The organism is Burkholderia sp. NLJ2 (assembly GCF_049487195.1).
Classification (GTDB): domain Bacteria; phylum Pseudomonadota; class Gammaproteobacteria; order Burkholderiales; family Burkholderiaceae; genus Burkholderia; species Burkholderia pyrrocinia.
The window spans coordinates 1951989-1972993 of record NZ_CP137808.1 but is presented as its reverse complement, the minus strand read 5'-3'; the positions used below and the strand labels follow the sequence as shown (position 1 = coordinate 1972993).

Annotated in this window: 18 protein-coding genes; 16 read left to right on the top strand and 2 right to left on the bottom strand. The window is 69.5% G+C overall.

From position 1 onward, the window contains the following. Positions 1-18: 18 nt before the first annotated feature. The 11 genes from R9B84_RS09015 to R9B84_RS08965 all read left to right on the top strand — a co-directional run bounded on the left by R9B84_RS09015 (position 19) and on the right by R9B84_RS08965 (position 15481). Complete coding sequence (locus tag R9B84_RS09015; RefSeq protein WP_423757715.1) at positions 19-3456, top strand: N-acetylmuramoyl-L-alanine amidase; 3438 nt, start codon at positions 19-21, stop codon at positions 3454-3456. 33 nt (positions 3457-3489) lie between these two features. Then, positions 3490-4761 (top strand): hypothetical protein, encoded by a 1272-nt coding sequence (locus tag R9B84_RS09010; protein WP_423757714.1) that lies wholly within the window; start codon positions 3490-3492, stop codon positions 4759-4761. 11 nt (positions 4762-4772) lie between these two features. Beyond that, positions 4773-5048 (top strand): hypothetical protein, encoded by a 276-nt coding sequence (locus tag R9B84_RS09005; protein ID WP_423757713.1) that lies wholly within the window; start codon positions 4773-4775, stop codon positions 5046-5048. After that, on the top strand, positions 5045-5866 hold the full coding sequence (locus R9B84_RS09000; protein ID WP_423757712.1) for a hypothetical protein: 822 nt from the start codon (positions 5045-5047) through the stop codon (positions 5864-5866). The genes R9B84_RS09005 and R9B84_RS09000 overlap by 4 nt, the downstream gene beginning before the upstream one ends. After that, positions 5863-7281, top strand: a complete 1419-nt coding sequence (locus R9B84_RS08995) for a S8 family peptidase (protein ID WP_423757711.1) — start codon at positions 5863-5865, stop codon at positions 7279-7281. The genes R9B84_RS09000 and R9B84_RS08995 overlap by 4 nt, the downstream gene beginning before the upstream one ends. A gap of 197 nt (positions 7282-7478) precedes the next feature. Next, complete coding sequence (locus tag R9B84_RS08990; protein ID WP_423757710.1) at positions 7479-9284, top strand: hypothetical protein; 1806 nt, start codon at positions 7479-7481, stop codon at positions 9282-9284. A 27-nt stretch (positions 9285-9311) separates the two neighbouring features. Beyond that, positions 9312-10346: a hypothetical protein gene (locus tag R9B84_RS08985; RefSeq protein WP_423757709.1), complete on the top strand. Its 1035-nt coding sequence runs from the start codon at positions 9312-9314 to the stop codon at positions 10344-10346. Positions 10347-10371: 25 nt separating this feature from the next. Continuing rightward, on the top strand, positions 10372-11781 hold the full coding sequence (locus R9B84_RS08980) for a hypothetical protein (RefSeq protein ID WP_423757708.1): 1410 nt from the start codon (positions 10372-10374) through the stop codon (positions 11779-11781). Positions 11782-11796: 15 nt separating this feature from the next. Next, positions 11797-12996 (top strand): hypothetical protein, encoded by a 1200-nt coding sequence (locus R9B84_RS08975; protein ID WP_423757707.1) that lies wholly within the window; start codon positions 11797-11799, stop codon positions 12994-12996. A gap of 6 nt (positions 12997-13002) precedes the next feature. Beyond that, the gene (locus tag R9B84_RS08970) at positions 13003-13965 is read left to right on the top strand and encodes a hypothetical protein (protein ID WP_423757706.1); all 963 of its coding nucleotides are present in this window, start codon (positions 13003-13005) and stop codon (positions 13963-13965) included. A gap of 1 nt (position 13966) precedes the next feature. Beyond that, entirely contained in the window at positions 13967-15481 is a 1515-nt protein-coding gene (locus tag R9B84_RS08965; RefSeq protein WP_423757705.1) for a hypothetical protein, read from the top strand. 54 nt (positions 15482-15535) lie between these two features. Here R9B84_RS08965 and R9B84_RS08960 read toward each other — a convergent pair whose 3' ends face one another. Next, positions 15536-16024, bottom strand: a complete 489-nt coding sequence (locus R9B84_RS08960) for an adenosine-specific kinase (protein ID WP_423757704.1) — start codon at positions 16022-16024, stop codon at positions 15536-15538. A gap of 140 nt (positions 16025-16164) precedes the next feature. Between R9B84_RS08960 and R9B84_RS08955 the strand changes: the two genes are divergently transcribed. Together R9B84_RS08955 and R9B84_RS08950 are read left to right on the top strand one after the other, a co-directional pair. Next, positions 16165-17151, top strand: coding sequence for a cysteine synthase A (locus R9B84_RS08955; protein WP_423757703.1), 987 nt, complete (start codon positions 16165-16167; stop codon positions 17149-17151). Positions 17152-17252: 101 nt separating this feature from the next. Further along, positions 17253-17738, top strand: coding sequence for an aminoacyl-tRNA deacylase (locus tag R9B84_RS08950; protein WP_047900737.1), 486 nt, complete (start codon positions 17253-17255; stop codon positions 17736-17738). Between the two features lie 455 nt (positions 17739-18193). On the opposite strand, the gene R9B84_RS08945 is transcribed toward R9B84_RS08950, so the two are convergent. After that, positions 18194-18592: a hypothetical protein gene (locus R9B84_RS08945; protein ID WP_423757702.1), complete on the bottom strand. Its 399-nt coding sequence runs from the start codon at positions 18590-18592 to the stop codon at positions 18194-18196. Here R9B84_RS08945 and R9B84_RS08940 point away from each other — a divergent pair. From R9B84_RS08940 to R9B84_RS08930, 3 genes are all read left to right on the top strand, one after another. Then, positions 18591-19292, top strand: coding sequence for an energy transducer TonB (locus R9B84_RS08940; RefSeq protein WP_423757701.1), 702 nt, complete (start codon positions 18591-18593; stop codon positions 19290-19292). The genes R9B84_RS08945 and R9B84_RS08940 overlap by 2 nt on opposite strands. An 86-nt stretch (positions 19293-19378) precedes the next feature. Beyond that, positions 19379-20293, top strand: a complete 915-nt coding sequence (locus tag R9B84_RS08935; protein WP_423757700.1) for a MotA/TolQ/ExbB proton channel family protein — start codon at positions 19379-19381, stop codon at positions 20291-20293. Positions 20294-20313: 20 nt separating this feature from the next. Then, positions 20314-20736, top strand: a complete 423-nt coding sequence (locus R9B84_RS08930) for an ExbD/TolR family protein (RefSeq protein ID WP_423757699.1) — start codon at positions 20314-20316, stop codon at positions 20734-20736. Positions 20737-21005: the final 269 nt, after the last annotated feature.

The following is a 21005-nucleotide window of genomic DNA, read 5'->3' as shown; positions in this document are numbered from 1 at the left end:
TCGCCAAAGGAGAAGGGCATGGCTAGCCAGATCCGCCCGAACCGGATCGAGATCAGCGATCGCTTCCCGATGATCGGGTTCACCATCCACGCGGATGGCGGGCCGAAATCGTTCGAGGTCGCGATCGCCACCGATCCGTCGCTGTTCAAGCCGGATGCGCGCGCCCGGCGCACGCGCGCGAACTTCTATTCGAGCCGCGCGCGAGGCCCCGTGACCGCCGCGCGCGGCGAGGCCGTCTATCTGTTGCCGGCCGACGTCGTCGCGCGATTCATCGGCCAGGACAAGCTGTACTACGGCCTCGCCGCCGTCGGCGACAAGTCGGTCGATGCGCCGACCGTCCCGGGCGACGGCAGTCCGTATATCAGCCTGAAAGGGCTCAGCGAGCGCGCGCTGCGCCGCGTGCGGGTCCTGCCGAACCGGCAGCAGATCGCGGCGGGCTATGGCGTGCCGTCGCCGAAGGAGCTCGAATGGGCCGGCGACGTCGTGCAGCCCGGCGTCGCGCCGATCGCGGCGAAGGGCAACGGCCAGACCGCGCCGTCGCCGGGCACGCCTGTCGTCGCGTCCCCGGCGGGCGGCAACGCGGCGAGCGTGAACGGTGTCGCGCACGCCGCGTCGCTGGCCGACTACGACGACGGCTACGGCCCGTTGCCCACGGCGGACAACAGCGGCGGTGGCAGTGGCGATATCGGTGACAGCGGCAGCAGCGGCGCCGCGTCCGCCGCGGACGACGACGCGCCGACGCACGCGATCGACTGGCCGATTCCGGACGACACGGCAACGGCAGGCGACGGCACGGCCGCGAGCGCCAGCGCGCTTGGCGGCGGCGCCGACGTGCCCGATTATCCGCAGGCCAGCCGGTTCGTGCCGGCGGCCTCCGTCAACTACCGCCACGTGAGCGGCACGCGCACGATCTCGCGTGTCGTGATCCACATCACCGAGGCCGCGACCACACGCAGCACGATCAACTGGTTCCAGAATCCGGACCAACGTACCCGCGACGGCACGCACGTGAACGTCAGCGCGCACTACGTGATCGGGCGCGACGGCGAGGTGGTGCAGATGGTTCACCACAACGACGTCGCGTGGCATGCGCACACCGCGAACAGCGACAGTATCGGCATCGAGCACGTCGCGATCGCGGGGCGGCTCAATCCGACCCAGGCCGAATACTGCGCGTCCGCCGCGCTCGTCGCGTGGCTGTGCGACACGTACGGCATTTCGGTCGATCGCACGCATATCCTCGGTCACTCTGAGGCCGATCCGCACACGTCGCACGTGAACTGTCCGAACGCGGTGTGGGACTGGGACTACTACATGCATCTGGTGACGACGCGCAGCTGCGACGCGCAGCAGGCGGGCAGCGCGCATCCGGCGGCCGCGCAGGCGCTCGCCGCCGGCAGCCAGCCGGTCACGCTCGCGCGGCCGTCCCACGACCCCGCGCCGCATCATGCGGACCGCCGTCACGACGGCCGCGCGATGGCGCTCGGCGGCCAGTCGTACACGCTGAACTGGGACGGCGTCGAGCTGATCGCGCAACCGACCGACTATTCGTGCTGGGCCGCGTCGGCCGCGATGGTGATCGGCTGGCGCGACCAGATGTCGCTGACGCCGGAGACGATCGCGTCGATCTGCGGGCGCACGACGGCCACGGGCCTGGATCCCGGCCAGGTCGGGCCGTTTGCGCAGGACATGGGGCTCACGTCCGAGCCGCCGCAGTCGTACACGATCGACGCGTTTCGCCAATTGCTCGAAGATCACGGCCCGCTGTGGGTCGGTGCGAAAGTGCCGGGGCTGCATGCGATCGTCGTCACCGGGATGTACAGCGACGGCGCGGAAGACGGTTCGGATACCTACGTGAGGATCACGGATCCGTGGGATCGCGTCGCGGGCACGCCCGGCGCGCCCGGGCCTTACCGGAACACGCATGCGACCGGTAGCCGCTACATCCTGCGCTGGGCCGATTTCGTCAGCGAGTATGAAGGTGCCGCGACGATGTCGAACGTGAACCTGCAGATCCTGCATCCGGACAATGCGCTCGGCCGCCAGCCGAATCGCGGCAAGCCGGCCGACTACGCGATGGCGGCTGCCCTCGCGGACCGGCGCGGCGCCGATGCGCGCTATCGGTCGCCGCGCGCCCATGCGCTCGATGCGCCGCCGCCGCTCGGGCCGGGCGACGTCGCGGTATCGGGCGGGCGCACCTACGTGGTGTTTGCGAACGAGGTGCGCACGGGCGGCGTGCCGGCGTGGCGCAACCACAACCCCGGCAACATCACCGCCGGCGAGTGGGCGGACGCGCACGGCGCGTATGCCGGCAAGCGCAACGGCGGTTTCGCGATCTTCCCCGACGACGCGACCGGCTTCGACGCGGTGATCGCGTTCATCGGCAGGTTTCCGAACGACACGATCGTCGCGCTGATGTCGCGTTATGCGCCGCCCGACGACGGCAAGAACCCGATGCTGAAGGGCAACGATCCGGCGGCCTATGCGCGCGCGATCGCCGCGCGGCTCGGCGTGCCGGTCACGACGCAGATCAGCGCGCTCGACGACGGCCAGCGTCGCACCTTCGCGTCCGAAATCCAGCGGATCGAGACGGGGCCCAACGGCGCGGGTACCTCGTACGCATACAACGATCCGAAGCTGCCGGCCGAGATTCGCAGCCGCCTGCCGGCGCCGGCCGCAAGTGCGCCCGATGCCGGCACCGACGCCGGCGGCCAGGATGCCGCGAGCCCCGATGCCGGCGCGCCGACCGGCGACGCAGGCGCAGGGGATGCCGGGGCAGGCGCGGGCGACGCGGGGAGCGGCGATGCATCGGCGTCGCAGGGGCTCGCGTATGCGGCCGGCGCGACGCCGTCGCGGCCGCATCCGCACCACCCGCACGCGCGCGCGCCGCATACGCTGACGCTGGCCGAAGGCAGCGCCCCGGCGAGCCCCGCCGCGCGGCCGGCCGATGCGTCGCCGCCGAGCGTGGCGCCAGGCACGGTGCCGGGCGCCACGCTCGACACGCAGGTCGGCGAAGCGGGCGGCGTCACCTGGGCGCTCGACCAGTTGCACGGGATGAAAACCGCCGCCGGCGCCGATGCCGCGAACCGTGCGCTGGTCGACGGCCCGACGATCCGCATCACCGACTGGCCGTACCTCGACGATCCGGGCGGCCAGCGCGTCTGCGCGCATTTCTTCGTCGACTGGCATTTCGACGGCCGCTCGGTCGGCGACGTGCAGATCGTCAACGTCGGCGCGAGCGACGCGCCGGGGCACACGCTGCACGTCACGGCGCATATCGAGGACGACCCGCAGCGCTATCCGCCCGGCAAGCCGCTGTTCGGCGCGCTGCGCGTGCGTTTCGCGTACCGCTTCGTCGAGCCCGACGCGTCGGTCCACGAGGCGACCACCGAGCTGCACCTGTTCGGCGACGGCACCTACGAGCAGGCGAGCCACTGGGCCGCGCTCGCGGCCTGAGCGCGGAACCGGCCCCTCTCGGCAATCATGGTCATGCTCCCCGCGCCCCCGCCACCCGTTCGCCGCACCGCGCGGCCGGCCGTCGCCTCCGCCGCGGCGTCGGCGGAGGTCGACGCCGCGCGCGCGCTGACGGCGAACCTCGGTTCGTCGCTGCATCGATCCGCGGCGTTCCGCGATCTGCCCGCTCACGCGCGGCAGGGCATCCTCGCCGACCTCGACCGAATCCATCGCGGGCTCGGCGGCGCCGCGGCGACTGCCGGCGCGCTGGGTACGCCGCTCGAACTGCACCGCTTTGCGCCGGCCTCCGGCCCGGCGGACCCCGGCACGCCGGCCGATCCGGCGCAGGATGCGTCTGCGTCCGGCGACGGCGCCGCGAAGACGCCAGGGCCGAAAGCCGCGGCGACCGAGACGATCGCGCGCCGCGCCGGCGCGCTGTCCGACGAGATCGATTTTCCGAAATTCGTCGCCGCGCTGGTGCACGGCACGTTCGACGCGATCGTCGAGGCGTCGATCCGGCAGATGGAGGCGTTCGCCGAGCTGGTCAGCGCGGTCGCCAAGTCGGCCGAGGATTTCACGCGCGACAACATCACGCCGAACCAGGCGCGCGACTGGCTGGTCGCGCACTATCCGCAGGATCTCGAACTCGATCACGCGCAGGGCGAGCCGAAGGTGGTGCCGCGCGCGAGCGCGCCGCCGCAGGACGACAGCGAGCCGGACCAGCCCAACTCGCCCGCGTGGCTTGCCGAGTTCGATCTCGCGGGAGAGGAGCTGACGCCGGAGCTGGCCGAGACGCAACTAGTGCCGAAGGCGCAGCAGCGGGCCGGGCAGAACCGCCTGCAGACGCTCGCGACGATGGTGCTGCTCGGCATGAACCGCGTCGTCGTGCGCGACGGCACGATCTCCGCGCGCCTGCGGTTCCGCGCGGTGGCGGCCGACACCGCGAAGGTCGATTACGCGGTGTCGAACGACCCGAACCAGGGCAGCGATCTCGGCACGCGCGGCAGCACGACCTACGCGACGCCGTCGCTGCAGGTGTCGACGGTCGGCGTGAACGTGCAGGCCGACAGCGAGCTGCGCGCCGAACTGTTCGGCGAGGTGAAGATCAATTTCGCGAGCGAGACGCTGCCGCTCGAACGGTTCGTCGACGATGCGCGCCGCACGCTGCTCGAACGGCATGCGCGCCCCGCGCCCGTGCACAAGGCGTCGCCGCCGCCGGCGCTGCCGTCGCCGGCGGAGGTCGTGCCCGCCGTTGCGCCGTCGCCCGCGATCGCCGCCACGCCCGCGCCGGCGGGCGCCGTCAAGTGAGGACCGCCGCCATGCAACGCGCTCCGTTTTTCGCCAGCCTCGCCGCGATCGCGTCGGCCGCGCACGCGACCATCGTGTCGCCGGATCGCGCGCTGTACGCACGGGAGATGGTGATCGAACTGCCGCTCGAACTCACGTGGGCACGCACGGCCGCCGGCTGCGAACTGTTCGCGAATCCGCCGCGCTGGCGCTGGCAGACCGCGTTCGACGCGCCGCTCGCGCGCGTGTCGATGACGTGGCGCGAAACGCCGCGCAGCGCGGCGGACGACCCGGGGACACGGCGATGAGCACGAGCGACAGCCTGCCGATCGAACTGTTCATCCAGGCGCTGACGACGCAGCTCGATCACGCGCAGACGGCGATGGCGGTGAAGGCGCAGAACCTGAACCTGCCGCTGACGTTCGCGGTGAAGGACCTGTCGCTCGACCTGCGCACGCACGTCGAATTCGTGCAGAGCGAAGTGCGGATCCGGCCCGCCGGGCCCGGCGACCACGACGCGAGCACGATCCGGCTGTCGCTGACGACGATCACGAAGCCGATGATCGAGGAGAACGCGCCGCTGCCGTCGACGCGCAACAACGAGCCCGCGCTGCGCGACGTCGTCGGCAACACGCTGAGCGACGAGGAGCAGCGCCGGCTCGAATGGGCGGGCGTGCAGACCACCGAGCAACTGAGGCGCTTCGAGCAGGGCGGCGAGCGGGTGCTCGAACGCGTGGCGAACCTGCCGGTCGAGCGGCTGCGCGCGGCGCTCGCGCGTGCGTCGGAGCCGCTCGTCACGCACGTCGAGCCGATCTTCCGCGACGGCAGCGACGGCGCAGGCGGCGATGCCGCGCCCACGGACGCGCCGGCCGCTCCGCCGTGGATGCGGATCCGCGGGCGCAACCTCACGGCAGGCGGCACGCCGCGCGTGACGATCGGCGGCGAGCCGGTGAGCGTGCTCGATGCGCGCGACGCCGAGCTGATCGTCGCGCCGGCCGCGCATCAGCTCGCCGGCGAGGTGGTGGTCGATCCGGGCAACGGCCGCACCGTCGCGCAGGCGTTCGATTTCGGATCGGCGCCGGCGCGGGCGGTGCGCGCCGGCGCGCCGGACGAGGGGGCGCAATGAGCGCGCCGGCTCCCTGGCTGCCGCACGGCGCCGGCTACGCGGTGCCCGGCGCGCTGCTCGTGAAGCTGCGCGTCGGCGAGGCGCCGCCCGCGGTGCCCGCGCGGCTCGACGTGATGCGGCGGCTCGGGGCGCCCGCGCAGGGGCTCGACGGCGGGCCGATCGACCGGCTGCTGCGGCATCACGGCGGCGCCGCGCGGGTCACGCGCGTGTATTCGGCCGCGCAGTCCGTGCACCGGCCGGGCGCGCGCCATCTCGGTTACGACGACGTCGAGCATGCGCTCGGGATGGCCGCCACGTTCCTCGTCGAAGTCGACCGCACGACGCCGATCGGCACGCTGGTCGACGCGCTGCGCCAGTTGCCGGCGGTCGAGCACGCGTGCCCGCACTGGATCGCGACCGCGCCGTTCGAGCTGCCGGCGGTGGCCGGTCTCGACGACGCGTGGGCGTCGCGCGTGCGCGTGAACGGGCCCGATGCGCTGGCCTACGAAACCGGCGATCCGGCGATCGTCGTCGCGATCGTCGACACGGGCATCGCGCCCGTCCATCCGGAATTCGTCGACCGCTGGCGTGCCGGCTTCGACACGGTGCAGTTGAGGGGCACCGATCTCGCGGCGGGCGTGACGCTGCTCGGCGATCACGCGCGCTTCGACCGGCGGCCGTACGACCCGTTCGTCGGCCACGGCATGGGCTGCGCGGGGATCATCGGCGCGAGCGGCGCATGCCTGCCGCCGGGCCTCGCCGGCGCGGCGTCGCTGCTGCCGATCCGCGTGCTGGGCGCCGCGCGCCTGCCCGGCCGGCCGGACCCGGTCGGCATGGGCGCGCTCGCCGACATCGACTGCGGGATGAAGATCGCGGTCGACCTCGGCGCGAAGGTGATCAACATGAGCTTCGGCACGCCGGATTCGGCGCTCCCGAACGGCGGGGCGAAGCCGCACGAGGACGTGGTGCGCTACGCGCTCGCGCACGGCTGCGTGCTGGTTGCCGCGAGCGGCAATTCCGGCCGCGACGAGGCGTTCTGGCCGGCCGCGTTCGACGGCGTGATCGCGGTCGGCGCGGTGGACGCGTCCGGCCGGCCCGCGCATTTCACGACGTCGGGCGCGCACGTCGCGCTGTGCGCGCCCGGCGAGCGGATCGTCACCGCCGCGCTGCGCGGCTACCAGTGCGCGACCGGCACCAGCTTCGCGGCGCCGTTCGTCGCCGGGGCCGCCGCGCTGCTCGTCAGCCGCGCGGAGCGGCGCGCCTGCCCGATCGACGGCGCGACGCTCCGCACGCTCCTCGTCGAAAGCGCAAGCCCGTTTCCGGGCGGGAGCGCGCCGGGCTACGGCAGCGGCGTGCTCGACGTGCGCGCGGCGCTCGCGGCGCTCGACCGGCGGATCGATCGCGAAGAGGACGACGCGGACGCCGACGACGGATAGCAGGCCACGCCGACCGGAGCGCCCACCGGATCCGCGCCGGGTGGGGAGTCGAGGCACGGCGCGGAGACGGATCCGGCGGGCAGCGAGCGGCGGATCGGCACTGCAGCGGGGCGGGATTGAATCGACGTATCAGCCTTGCATGGGACCCGGCCGGGCGCTGAAGCGCCAGGTTGGGTCGACATCAAATCGAAAGGAGCATGACCATGGCCACACAGGTGATCTTCACCGACCTGGGCTCGGCGGATGCGGCGAAGCGGCTGACGCTCGAGGGGCGGCAATCCGAGCTGAACCAGGTCGCGCAGCAGCGCGCGCTGATGCCGCAGGAACTCGCGGAACTGGCGCGCATCACGCAATGGCTGTCCAAGGTCGAGCCGCCGCTGTTCGATCCGCTGTATATCGCGATCGCGAGCTACAACACGACGAGCGATCCGGTGCAGGGCCTCGATTTCAGCGCGCTGCCGATCCAGCCCGCGATGCAGGCCGACGGCACCAACGCGTTCGGGATGGACGCCGGCAGCCCCGCGGGCGACCCCGCCAGCTATCCGGGCGACGGCGTGCAGATGGCCGCCGTGTACGGCTACCTGACGGCCGACAGCGTGCAGCCGCCGGCGGTCCTGCTGACCGAGATCACGCCGAGCCAGCTCGCGAAGATGGTGCCGAACGCGGCGTCGCCGCGGGGCCTGCCGCCGATCCTGTCGCACCTGACCGATCCGTCGCGGATTCTCGGCATCGACACGTCGGACCCGGTCTACCGTGCTTTCAGCGAGGCCTATTTCAAGGCGATGGGCGAGTTCAACGGCTGCAAGGCGCTCGCGACGCTGGTGTTCCCGATTCTCGTCACGATCGGCGCGACCAACGGCTCCTTCGAGGTCGACGCGACCGAATATGCGCAGGTGCTGCGCATCCTGCTCGGGCGCGGGATCGACGAGCACGAGCCGCAGCTCACGCGCAAGGTCAACGAGGCGCTCGACGCGGTGCAGAACGTCGCGAACGGCGGGCCGACGTCGCAGATCAGCATCGACCTGCCGGATCTCGAGGCGTCGACCAACACCGAGATCATCGGCGACAACATCCGCGCGATGCAGCCCGCATACTTCTCCGCGATGTTCGAGGAGCTGAAGGTGTTCCAGGTGGTCGACAAGCTCGCCGAGCTGTTCCAGAACGGCGTGCTGCCGATCGGCCGCGGCAAGGCCGGCGACTACCTGTACGCATACTGGAAGAACACGCCGAACCGCATCTCGGAAGCCGAGCGGCGCAGCTTCTACGCGCGCACGCTCGGCGTGCCGGGCGGCGACGACGGCGGCTCGCCGAACCGCGACTTCAACGACCTGTGGCTGCGCTTCGTGTCCGCGGTGTCGTCGTACGTGCGCCAGCAGCGCGTCGACGACCTGCTGCGCGCGCGGATTCCGAACCCGGTGAGCCAGCAGCTCGTGCGCAAGGCGGGGCGCGACATCGCGAACAACCTGTCGGTGCACGGCTACGGGATGGCGTACTTCATCGCGACCGAGCTGCAGCAGCTGATCAAGGATTTCATCGGACTCCTGTCGGATCCGGACATCATGCTGTCGTACGGCGCGAAGGACATGTGGGGCGTGATCGACCAGGTCGCGACACTCGAGCTCGGCGGGGCGAAGAACAGCGTGAAGTACCGGACGATGGCGACCTCGGGCGCGATCGTCATGGCGTGGCTCGCGAAGAACACGGTGAAGCTCGGCCGCTCCGGCTACGACGTGATCCTCGACGACAACGCGATCCGCTTCCCGGTGCCGCGGCCGGCAGGCGTCAGCGCGATGGTGTCGCCGAGCGACTACGACCTCGTGAACGCGTGCGACCAGTGGCTCGCGGTGACCGGCACCGAAGAGACGCGGGTCGACCAGTACGCACAGGCGCACGAGGCGCCGATGGCGACCACGCGGCCGATCCAGATTCCGTCGATCGCGCGCGACCTGCTCGATTCGGTCGGCGTGCCGGCGATGTCGCTCGGCACCGGCTACCGGCACTGAACGGAGGCAACGATGTCGCAACGACCCATGTCCCACGCCATCGTCGAGCGGTTGCGGCGCGCGGCGGGCCAGCTCGGCACCGCGGACCCGACGCCGTTCATCAGGCCGCTGATGGACCGCACGTTCGCGCTGCCCGAAGGCGACCGCCAGTACGCGGACAACGCGCTGACGCCCGGCACCGCGCCGTTCGAGCCGTCGTTTTCCGAACTGCAGCCCGGCGTGCTGCGCTTCACGATCGAGCCGCTCGGCCCCGGCGCGTCGGGCCAGGACCGCCGCGACGAGGCGACCCGCGAGATGCGTCGGCTCGTGCGGCCGTGCTTCGGCCCCGACGCGCTGCGCTGGTTCGACCAGCGCAGCGAGGAATGGCGCACGGCCGGCTCGGGCACGATGCTGAACTACGGCGCGTTCTTCGGCAATTCGTTCGATCGCGACGGGCTGTATACGTCGAAGGTCTATTACGAGATCGGCCCGCACCAGATGCGCGCGCTGCCGTTCGAACTGCTCGATGCGGCCACCACCGTGCAGCAGATGCTGCCGCAGGCCGTACCGTTGTTCACGACGATCGGCTGCCAGCGCGAGCGCGGCCAGCAGCGCCTGACGTTCCTGCATCGCGGGGCGCTGCGTCTGCGCGAGCTCGGCCCGGTGCTCGAACAGCTGCGGCTGGGCCATCAGTTGCCCGGCATCATGCAGATCCTCGGCGTGGCGCTCGGCGGCCGCTTCGACCTGCCCGAGCGCTCGGTGCTGCTCGCGATCGGCCATGGCGACGACGGCCCCGAATTCGAGATCTACGTGCTGCTCGGGATGGTGCCCGACGTGCCCGCGAATTTCCTCGATCTGCTCGCGCTGGGCCTGACCGAGCGGCCGCGCGAACTGCAGGCGCTGGGCCGCTGGCTGCGCGCGTTCACGCCGGAGCGGGAAGACTGGCCCGGCCATTTCTCCGTGCTCAGCATCCACGCGGCCGCGCATTCGCCGCCGCGCGTGAGCCTCTATCTGCGGCCGGTCGAGTTCGAGATCCGCGACCGGATGGAGGCGCGCCGCGAACGCGAGGACACCGGCACCTGACACCCATCGCCCAGCGAGGCCAACCATGAACCACGTCCAGCCCGAGCGCGGCACGCACGCGAGCACCGGCCCGGCTCCGGCGGCCGTCCCGCGCGCCGAGGTGCGCCATGCGGTCAAGGATCTGCTGCAGCAGAGCCAGGCATTCCGGCGCCTGCCCGGCCACATCCAGCAGCAGATCGCGCACGACACCGCGCAAATCGCCGACTACCTGGCAGCACCGGAAGGCATTCCCGGCCACACGCTCGCGAACAGCCGCGTCAGCGCGCAGGCGCTCGACGATCCGTCCGGCGCGGACCAGTACCGGACCGACCGGCAGGCCGTGCAGGCGATCGGCGCGCAGAAGTTCAGGGCGGGCGCCGCGCGCGAAGGCGCGGAGGTCGCGGGGCTGTTCCTGCAGAAGGTCAATTTCCCGACCTTCGTCGCGAAGCTGATCCAGGGCGTGTTCCATGCGATCGTGCAGTCGTCGATCGAGCAGATGGAGGCCTACGGCAAGCTGGTGGCGAGCGTCGCGCAGTCGCTCGACAACTTCCGCGACGACAACGTCACGCCGAACCAGGGCCGCGACCATCTCGTCGAGCAGTTCCCGGACGTCTTCCAGATCGGCGTCACCGACGGCGACGACGGGCAGTCGCAGCCGCGCCTGCAACTGCGCGACGACGTCGACGAGGATTCGGCGCTCAAGCGCGTGAACGACAAGCTGGCGTCGACGGGCACGAAGATCGCGAGCCTCGACACCGAGGACGACGACAACGAGCGCGCGCTCGTCGAAGCCGCGCGCACGCACGTCGCGACAGGCCGCCAGCAACTGCTCGCGACGATGGTGCTGATGGGCATCAACCGGATCGTCGTGACCGACGGGCGGATCTCCGCGAAGATCATGTACGACTTCCAGGCGCAGGATTCGCGCAAGCTGCGCCGCAGCGCGACCGCCTACGACTACGCGCGCGACCAGTCCGGAAACGTGCAGAAGTCCTACGGATCCGAAGGGTCGTACGACCGCGGCGCCAGCCAGGGCTCGGGCGACGACAGCCAGGATTCGAGCCAGAGCCCCGACCAGCAGGATCGCGATTCGAGCTGGTACACGAAGGGCACGTACAAGTACACCGAGACGCCGATCGTCACCGCGATGAGTGCGGCGTCCGACACGCAGGACGAGTCGCTGAAGGTCAAGGCGACGCTCGCGGGCACGGTCGACGTGAATTTCAAGAGCGACTATTTCCCGCTCGAGAAGATGGTCGATCCCGCCCAGATCGCGCAGCTCCAGCTTGCGGCAGTGCCGGGACGCGGCGCCGGCGGCACGCGCGCGCCGGCCGGGGCGGCAGGCGCCGCAACGCCCGCGGCGGGCACGGGCGCCGGCACGGGGGCTGCCGCGACGCCTGGCGCGGGCGCGGCGGCACCGGGCAGCGCAGCGGCCGCGCCCGCGCCGGCCGCATGAGGCGACGGATTTGTCATGACCGCACGCTCAGCGCCCCAAGCGTGGGCGGACGACACAACCCTCGGGGTGGTGCGCCCGAAGGTCCGCGACATGCTGCTCGCGGTGCCGGCGTTTTCGCATCTGTTGCCGGACGAGCAGCAGGCGATCGCGTCGCAGATGGTCAAGGTCGCCGCGTACATGGCCAACCCCGACGGCGCGCTGGCGGGCTCGCAGCCGGCCGCACCGCCGGTCGCGGCCGCACAGGCCGACAACGTCGCCGAGGCGGGCCGTCGCGCGACCGAGAATCGCGGCTTCGCGAGCAAGCAGTTCGATGCGGCGGCGGTGCGGCAGGGCGTCCAGCAGTTCGGCGAGCTGGTGCAGAAGGTCGATTTCCCGAAGTTCGTCGGCGGGCTGATCCAGAACGTGTTCCAGGCGATCGTCGATTCGTCGATCCAGCAGATGCGCGCGTATGGCGAACTGCTCGCGAACGTCGCGAAGACCGTCGACGAGTTCGCGCAGGACAACATCAGCGAGAACAACGCGCGCGACTGGTTGTCCGGCAAGTATCCGGACGTGCTGGACGTCGACACGACCACCGAGGACATGGCCCAGGCGGACGGTGCCGCGGCGCCGGCGCCGCAACCGGTGCTGGTGGCGAAAGGCGACGATCCGGCCGCGGGCCTGCAGCGCATTTCCGGCGACCTCGGGCTCGCCAAGCCCGTCACCGATATCTCGAGCCCCGAGGACGAAACCCGGCTCGTGCTCGCCGCGCGGCAGCAGATGGCACGCTCGCGCCAGCAACTGCTCGCGTCGATGGTGATGCTCGGCATCAACCGCATCGTGATCACCGACGGCCACATCAACGCGAAGGTCGTGTTCGACATGCGCGCGTCCGATACCGCGGGACGCGTCGCGAAGGCGTCGCTGTACGACGCGCAGCACGACTCGTCGACGACGACCGCGAGCGCGAGTACCGGCGGCTGGTTCAATCCGATCCAGGCCGGCATCAGCTCGACCGAGACCAGCGATCACATGACCACGGTGTCGTCGGCCGTCGACGACACGTCCGAATCGAAGGCCCAGGTGAAGGCGCAGTTGAGCGGTGAAGTTCGCGTGAACTTCAAGAGCGACTATTTCCCGATGGAGAAGCTGGCGAGCCCGGACATGATCGCCGCGATCCAGGGCAACTCCGTGCCGCAGCCGCAGCCGAAGGCGGCTGCCGCGGCCAAGCCGTAAGCCGTCATGGCTCCGTTCGACATCGCTCCGTCATCGTGCTGCGTCGACGTGCGCGGCCAGCCGGTCGAGCTGGCGGTCGCGCAGGCATTGGATCTCGCACGGCTCGCGGAAACCGCGGGCTTCGCGCTCGCGTTCGACGGGCTCGGCGACATCGCATTGCCGCCCGCCGCCGCCGTTTCCGGCGCGGCGGATGCCGCGCACCTGAACGCGATCGCCGCGCTGTATCTCGCGTCGGAGCTCGAGAACACGGAGCTCGTGAACGCGGCGCAGGCGCTGTGCGGCGTCGCGATGGCGGGAGGTCTCGCCGCCGACCTGGGCGATGCCGCGAACGATCTCGCGACTTTCTGGCACGGGCGCAACCAGCGCGCGAGCGCGGCCGAGCGGCACGCGTTCTACGTGCACCTGTTCGGCGACGACGCACAGGCCGGCCGCGCCGATGCCGTGCAGGCGGACGCCGGCGAGCGTTTCGAGATGGCGTTCATCGACCTGTGCGAGGCGCTGTGCCGGCTCGACCCGGCGCTGCCGCCGGACGGGGCGGCCGATCCGGCACCGGCCGCGCAGGTCTCGCTCGCGGCGCGGCAGGTGCTCGACATCCTGATGGAGCGGGGTGCGGGCATCAGCGCGTTCATGGCGGGCGACATCCTGTCGACGGTGCAGGCCGCGATCCGGCTGCTGCAGCATCCGTCCGTGCAGCGTGCGTTCGGCGTGCGCGCGCTGTGGGATGTGGTGCGGGTGCTCGCGCAGCGCTACCTGCGCACGCGGCCGGTGATCGAGCCGCGGGTCGAACGCGCGAAGGCCGGCTTCGCGGTGCTGACGTGGCTCGCGTCGACCGGCTCGCAAGGCCTGTACGCAGGGGACGCATCGACGCCCGTCGTCGCGCCCGGCGACCCGGTGCGCGCGAACGCGACCACCTGGCTGCAGTCGAGCCTGGACCTGAGCGAAAAGCTGGGCAGCGCGGCGGGCGGCTGACATGCGAGCCGATGCCCGCGCCCCCCAGCCGCTGCCCGAGGTGCGTCTCGCGGTGCGGGACCTGCTGTCCCGTGCGCCGGGATTTCACGTGCTCGCGCCGGACGACCGCAGGACGCTGTCGCAGGCGCTGGTGCGCGTGTGCGCGGCAGCGACGAACCTGCTGCTCGAGGAGGCGCGCAGCGACGCCGACGCGCGTCGCGTGCAGCACGCGGCCGGGCCGGAGGGGGCGCCGCGCATGCCGGCGGCGACCGCGCTCGCCAACGCCGGACAGGCGTTCAGCGGCATCGCGACCGACAAGCTCGCGAGCACGACGCAGCGGATCCTGAACGCGGTGTCGTTTCCGCGCTTCGTATCGGACCTGATCAACGGCGTGTTCAAGGCGATCACCGACTCGAACCAGCAGCAGATGCAGTCGTTTCTCGACCTGCTGCGCAACGTCGCGACGACCACCGATGATTTCGCCGACGCGAATCTCGGCCCGGATCGCGCGCGGCAATGGCTGGTCGACAGCTTCCCGGGCTCGTTCGAGCTGGCGGGCGACGACACGTCCGGCGACGACGGCGGCGACCGCTCGCCGGGCGATGCGGATTTGTCGCGCACGGTGCGCCTGAAGGACGGCGCGGCGATGCCGCCCGACGGCGCGTTGCGCGCGGTGCTCGGGCTGGGGCCGAACGAGTCGGTGCCGAGCGGCGATCCGGAGGCGGTGCTGCTGCCGTTCGCGCGCCGGGCGCTCGCGCAGCAGCGCCAGCAACTGTTGGGCACGATGGTGATGCTCGGCATGCAGCGCATCGTGATCGAGAGCGGCCGGCTGAATGCGTCGATGCGTTTTCACATCGACACGCGCAGCGCGGCCGCCGCGGACGAAGGCAGCCGCTTCGATTTCCAGAACAAGATCGACGCGAAGGGCAGCTTCAATGTCGGCTTCTGGGGCGCGGAAGCGAAGATGAGCAACACGATCGCGTACGTGTCGACGCAGAAGACCCAGACCACCGAGGAAATGAACACGGATCTCGACCTGAACTCGGGCGTCGAGCTGTACTTCAAGACCGACTACTTGCCGCTCGATCGTTTCGCGGGCAAGGGGCAGGTCGATCGCATCAAGGCCAATACGCTGAATCCCGACGCGGAGGAAAAGGCCGCGATCGCGGCGCGCGGCGAGCGCGAGGCGAATGCGGAAAAGGCGCAGGCGTCGCGGCTCGCGGCGCTGGACAAGGAGCTTGCGCCGCCCGCGGACACCGGGGCCGCACCGGCTGCTCCGGGTACGCCGGCGCCGGCCGCGCATCCCGGTGCGGCGGGTGGAACGGCGGCGGCTGGTGGGGCTGGCGGGGCGGGTGGAAGTGGCGGCACGGGCACGGCGGGCGGTGGCACAGCCACGGGCGGTGCCGGTGCGGCAGGCAATGCCGGCGGCGGCACATCGGCCGGACATCCCGCGCCGCACGCGAATCCCGCGACGCCCGCCGCGGGCGCGTCGCACCCGGCGGCGAGTCACGGTCAAGCCGCGGCGTCTCCCGCATGAACCGGCCGCAGCGGACGGGCGGCATGTGCTCGGCGCCGCCCCGGCGGCCCGCGTCTACGCCTTGTATCCGATCGTGCGCAGCAGATCCTTGCGCCAGCGCACGTCGTCGTCGTTCTCGATGCCGAGCGGCGGAAAGCCGTCGACGACGCCGACGATCCCGCGTCCTTGCGCGGTTTCCGCGACGAGCACGTCGGTCGGGTTCGCGGTCGCGCAGTAGATCCGGCAGACCTCCGGCACGGCCTTGATCGCATTGAGCACGTTGACCGGAAAGAAACCGTCGCCGAGGAACACGATGAAAGCGTGACCGGCGCCGATCGCGAGGGCGTTGCGGCACGCGAGTTCGACGAGCTCCGCATCGGTGCCGGAACGGCGCACGAGCCGCTTGCCCGATGCCTCGCAGAACGCGAGTCCGAAACGGATGCCGGGCACGGTGCCGACCAGCGCCTCGTGGATGTCCTCGACGGACTTGATGAAATGCGACTGGCCGAGGATGAAATTCGTGGCCTCGGGCTTGTCGACGGCGACGGTTTGCAATTGCAGCATGGCGGACCTCGTCTGGCGATGCGGCGCGCGCCGCAATGGGCTCTCCAAGCTTAGTACGCGGCGGCCGGCGCCGAAAGCGGCGGGCGCGTCCTATCCTTCGTTGTGTATGGCGCGCGAGCGCAACCGTCAAGGAGGGGAACATGGACGTGCGACAAGGCTTCGTCGACTGCGTGGGTCGCACACCGCTGATCCGGCTGACGAAGCTCAGCGCGGAAACGGGCTGCGAGATCCTGGGCAAGGCGGAATTCATGAATCCGGGCGGCTCGGTGAAGGATCGCGCGGCGCTCTACATCATCCGCGACGCCGAGCGGCGCGGCGCGCTGAAGCCGGGCGGCACCGTCGTCGAGGGCACGGCGGGCAACACGGGCATCGGTCTTGCGCATATCTGCGCGGCACGCGGTTATCGCTGCGTGATCGTGATTCCCGACACGCAATCGCCGGACAAGATGGCCATCCTGCGCACGCTCGGCGCCGACGTGCGCCCGGTGCCGGCGGCGCCGTACCGCGACCCGAACAACTATCAGAAGATTGCCGGTCGGCTTGCGGACGAACTCGACAACGCCGTATGGGCCAACCAGTTCGACAACGTCGTCAACCGGCAGGCGCACTACGAGACGACCGGGCCGGAAATCTGGCGCGACACGGCGGGCACGGTCGATGCATTCGTCTGCGCGACCGGCACGGGCGGCACGCTGGCGGGCGTGAGCCGCTACCTGAAAGAGCAGAATCCGGCGGTCCGGATCGTGCTGGCCGATCCCCACGGCAGCGGGCTCTACGGTTACGTGAAAACGGGCGACCTCAGCGCTGAAGGCAACTCGATCACCGAAGGCATTGGCTCGACGCGTGTCACCGCGAATCTCGCGGACACGCCGATCGATGACGCCGTGCGGATCGACGATCAGCAGTGCGTGACGATGGTCTACCGGCTGCTGCGCGAGGAAGGGCTGTACGTCGGCGGGTCGAGCGGCATCAACGTCGCGGCGGCGGTCTGGCTGGCCCGCCGGATGGGCCCGGGGCACACGATCGTGACCTTGCTGTGCGATCGCGGCGACATCTATCGAGCGCGGCTTTTCAACCGCGACTGGCTGCGCGAAAAGGGGTTGGATCCGGAGCGGGAGCCCGAATGAGGAAGGGGCGACGCGGCGATTTCCATCGGCCAAAATGCGACCTATGCTGAACAAATCCGGAGCGAACTCCGTTCGCCCGATTCGCCCAGACGAGGTGTGCCATGCCTGTATCTGCCACCCTGCAGGATTGCCTGCGCCAGAAGTCATCGCGGTACGAAGTCGTGTACCACCCCTATAGCCATACGAGCATGGAGACGGCCGCCGCCGCGCATATTCCCGGCGATCGCCTCGCGAAAACCGTGCTCCTCGAGGACGACGAGGGCTACGTCGCCGCCGTGTTGCCGACGACGCACGCCGTGCGCCTGTCGGATCTTTGGGTGAAGACGGGCCGCCATCTCGTGCTCGCCCGGGAGGTCGAACTGCGCGAACTGTTCAAGGATTGCGACATGGGCGCGCTGCCGCCGGTCTGCATGGCGTACGGGATGAAAACGTTCCTCGAGGAACGCCTCGCGCAGCAGCCGGATGTTTATTTCGAGGCCGGCGATCACGAAGCGCTGATCCATATGACGCAGGACGAATTCCTGATGCTGATGGAGACGGCCGAGCGCGCGCATTTTTCGCACAAGATGCAGGGCATGCAGTCCTGATTGCGCGGCGCGTGCGGTGACGCGCGGGGCCGGTGCGCACGTGTGCGTACCGATGCATGGCGACGTGTTCGTGCGCCGGGATTTCTCGTGTCATCCGCGACAGTTAATTCGATGTACAAAGTAGGTTGGCGGACTTTCATCTGATGAAAGTCCGCCTGCTATTTGTATCGGATTGCAGATCAATTTTGAATCGAACCATTCGTGCGCTCGACGTGTCCCGGGAGCGGTGTCGGCCGACCAGGGGCAGGTGAGTAGAGGCGCCGGACGATCGATGCCCGCGTTGGCGACGCAAAGGGCCGAACCTTGCACGGTGCATCCGGAACGGACCATTTTGGTGCGGCGCAGGAGATATGCCACTGTTTATGTCGAAAGTATTTAATATTCGATTTGGTATATATCCATACAAATCAATTACCGTTTCAATAATAAAAGTTTGATTTAAGCTTACCGAAATATTATTTGAATAAATCCTCCAAACTTTGTATTCGGGCATCAAATAAAGTTTGACGGCAAAATTTTTTCCTTGCTATCTTCTGCACCCAAGTGAACGGCGCCATTGACATCACCGCGTAACGAACGGCGATCGCGATGCGAAACACGAGGTGCGCCAGCTCAGCTGACAATTGCCTGACCGTGCGGGCGCGTGGATTTCCGGTGCGACACCGGGCCGCGCCGGCCGGATCGAATCCTTGAAAAAGAATGAATTGGAATTCGAATGCAATTCTTTCAATTTGGATTGCTAATTGAATTTGAAATGAAATTTTCGGGTTGATGCGGTGGCGATGCCGACCTGGCTCCGCTGCCGGCAGTAACCCGAAACTGGGCGAATCGCTTGGGGGATGCATGGTAGGCATGAAAGTCGAAGAGCGTCTGGCTACGTCGAACAGCGGTCTTGCTACGCTGGGGCGTCCGCGAGAGTTCGGCAAGAAGCAGCAGAATCCGGTGCGCCGGTTCGGCGGCATCGGCATCGTCCTGGTGCTGCATGCCGTGCTGATCTACGCATTGCTCAACGGCCTTGCGACGAAAGTCGTGCAGGTGATCCAGCATCCGATCGAAACCCGCATCATCGAGCCGGTCAAGCCGCCGCCGCCACCGCCGATGCCCGTGGTCAAGCTCCCGCCGCCGAAATTCGCGCCGCCGCCACCGCCGTTCGTCCCGCCGCCGGAAGTGGCGGTGCAGGCGCCGCCGCAGGCGACGATCACGCACCAGTCGGCCCCGGTTCCTTCCGCGCCGGCCGTGCAGGCGCCGGTCGTGGCACCCGCTCCGGCGCCGGCCAAGCCGGTCAGCCATGACGTGGGGGTGGTCTGCCCGAATTCGGACACGCTGCGCGCGTCGATCCAGTACCCGAAGGAAGCGCAGGAAAACAACATCACGGGCGACGTGACGATCGAATTCGTCGTGGATGCGGAAGGGAACATCACGAACGAGCGCGTGGCGCAGTCCGCCGATCCGATCCTCGATCGTGCTGCCTACAACACCGTGAAACGGTTCAAGTGCGTCGCGCAGGGCCAGTCGGTGCGGGTCCAGGTGCCGTTCTCGTTCAATCTGAATTGATGCAGTGGGCGGCCCGGCATGAGCCGGGCCGGGGAAAACCGTCTCGAACTGAAGTATTAAGTTCACCGAAAGAACTGGAGTGGGGTATGACGAAGCGTTCACTGGCCGCGCTGGCGGCAAGCATGTTGATGTCCGTCGCCGCAGTCGACGGGTTCGTTGCGCCGCAGCTCGCTCATGCGCAGGCAAGCGGGGCGGCCGGCACAGCGGTGCAGGCCGCGGCGCCGTCGGCCACACCGACGGCGCCGCCGGCCGCTGCCGAGCCGGCACCACCGCCCGCGCCGGCTACGACGGAAGCGGTCGAGAATCCGTACGGGCTCGGCGCGCTATGGAAGAACGGCGACTTCGTCGCGCGTTTCGTGCTGATCCTGCTGGTGATCATGTCGATGGGAAGCTGGTACATCATGATCACGAAGTTCGTTGAACAGTTGCGCGCGAATCGTCGCGCGAAGGTGGCGGATGCACAGCTCTGGACCGCACCGTCGCTGGCGGAGGGCGCCAGGCTGCTGGACGAGGCGTCGCCGTTCCGGTTCATCGCAGAAACGGCGATCGAGGCCGGCGAGCATCACGAAGATGCGCTGCTGGAAGCGGTGGACCGCAACACGTGGATCGACGTGTCGGTCGAGCGCTCGATCACGAACGTGTCGAACCGGATGCAGGACGGGCTCGCGTTTCTGGCCACGGTGGGCTCGACGGCGCCGTTCGTGGGGCTGTTCGGCACGGTCTGGGGGATTTATCACGCGCTGACGGCGATCGGCATCGCGGGACAGGCGTCGATCGACAAGGTGGCGGGCCCGGTGGGCGAGGCGCTCATCATGACCGCGATCGGCCTCGCCGTCGCGGTGCCGGCGGTGCTCGGCTACAACTTCCTGGTCCGGCGCAACAAGTCCGTGATGGAACGGGTCCGCAACTTCGGCGCGCAACTGCACACGGTGCTGCTGGCCGGCAACCGGCGCCCGGTGCGTGCGCCGGCGCCGGCAGCGGCAGCGTCGCTCGCGAACTGATCGGCTGACGGAGACGCGCGATGGCCATGAACGTCGGGCAGGACGATAGCGACGAGGTGCTCGCCAACATCAACACGACGCCGCTCGTCGACGTGATGCTGGTGTTGCTGATCATCTTCCTGATCACGATTCCGGTCGTGACGCACACGATCCAGCTTCAGCTTCCGAAGGAGACGGTGCAGCCGCTGCAGACGACGCCGAAAAGCATCGAGATCGCAGTGAACCGCGACGGCGATTTCTTCTGGGGCGAGCAACTGGTGGACGCGCCGACGCTGCTCGAGAAGCTGAAGGGCGTGTCGCTGCAGCAGCCGCAGCCGAGCGTCCACGTGCGGGGCGACGAGAACACGCGCTACGAGTTCATCGGCCGCGTGGTCACGATGTGCGAGCGCGCGGGGATCGCGAAGCTGTCGTTCATTACGGAGCCGCCGGCGCGCGGCGGCTAGGCGCGTGCAGGAACTGCTGCGACGCATGGGGCCGGAGTACGTGCCGGGGCACGCATACCGGCCGATACGAGCGCCGGAGCGCGAACGCTGATTGGCCGCAAAGCATGGGATCAGATGCGAAGGATGGGGCTGGAGTAAGTGCCGAAGCACCAACTCCAGCCGACATAAGCGCTAAAGCGCTAACTCTGATCGACCGCAAAGCATGGGACCAGATGCGAAGCATGGGGCTGGAGTAAGTGCTGAAGCACCAACTCCAGCCGACATAAGCG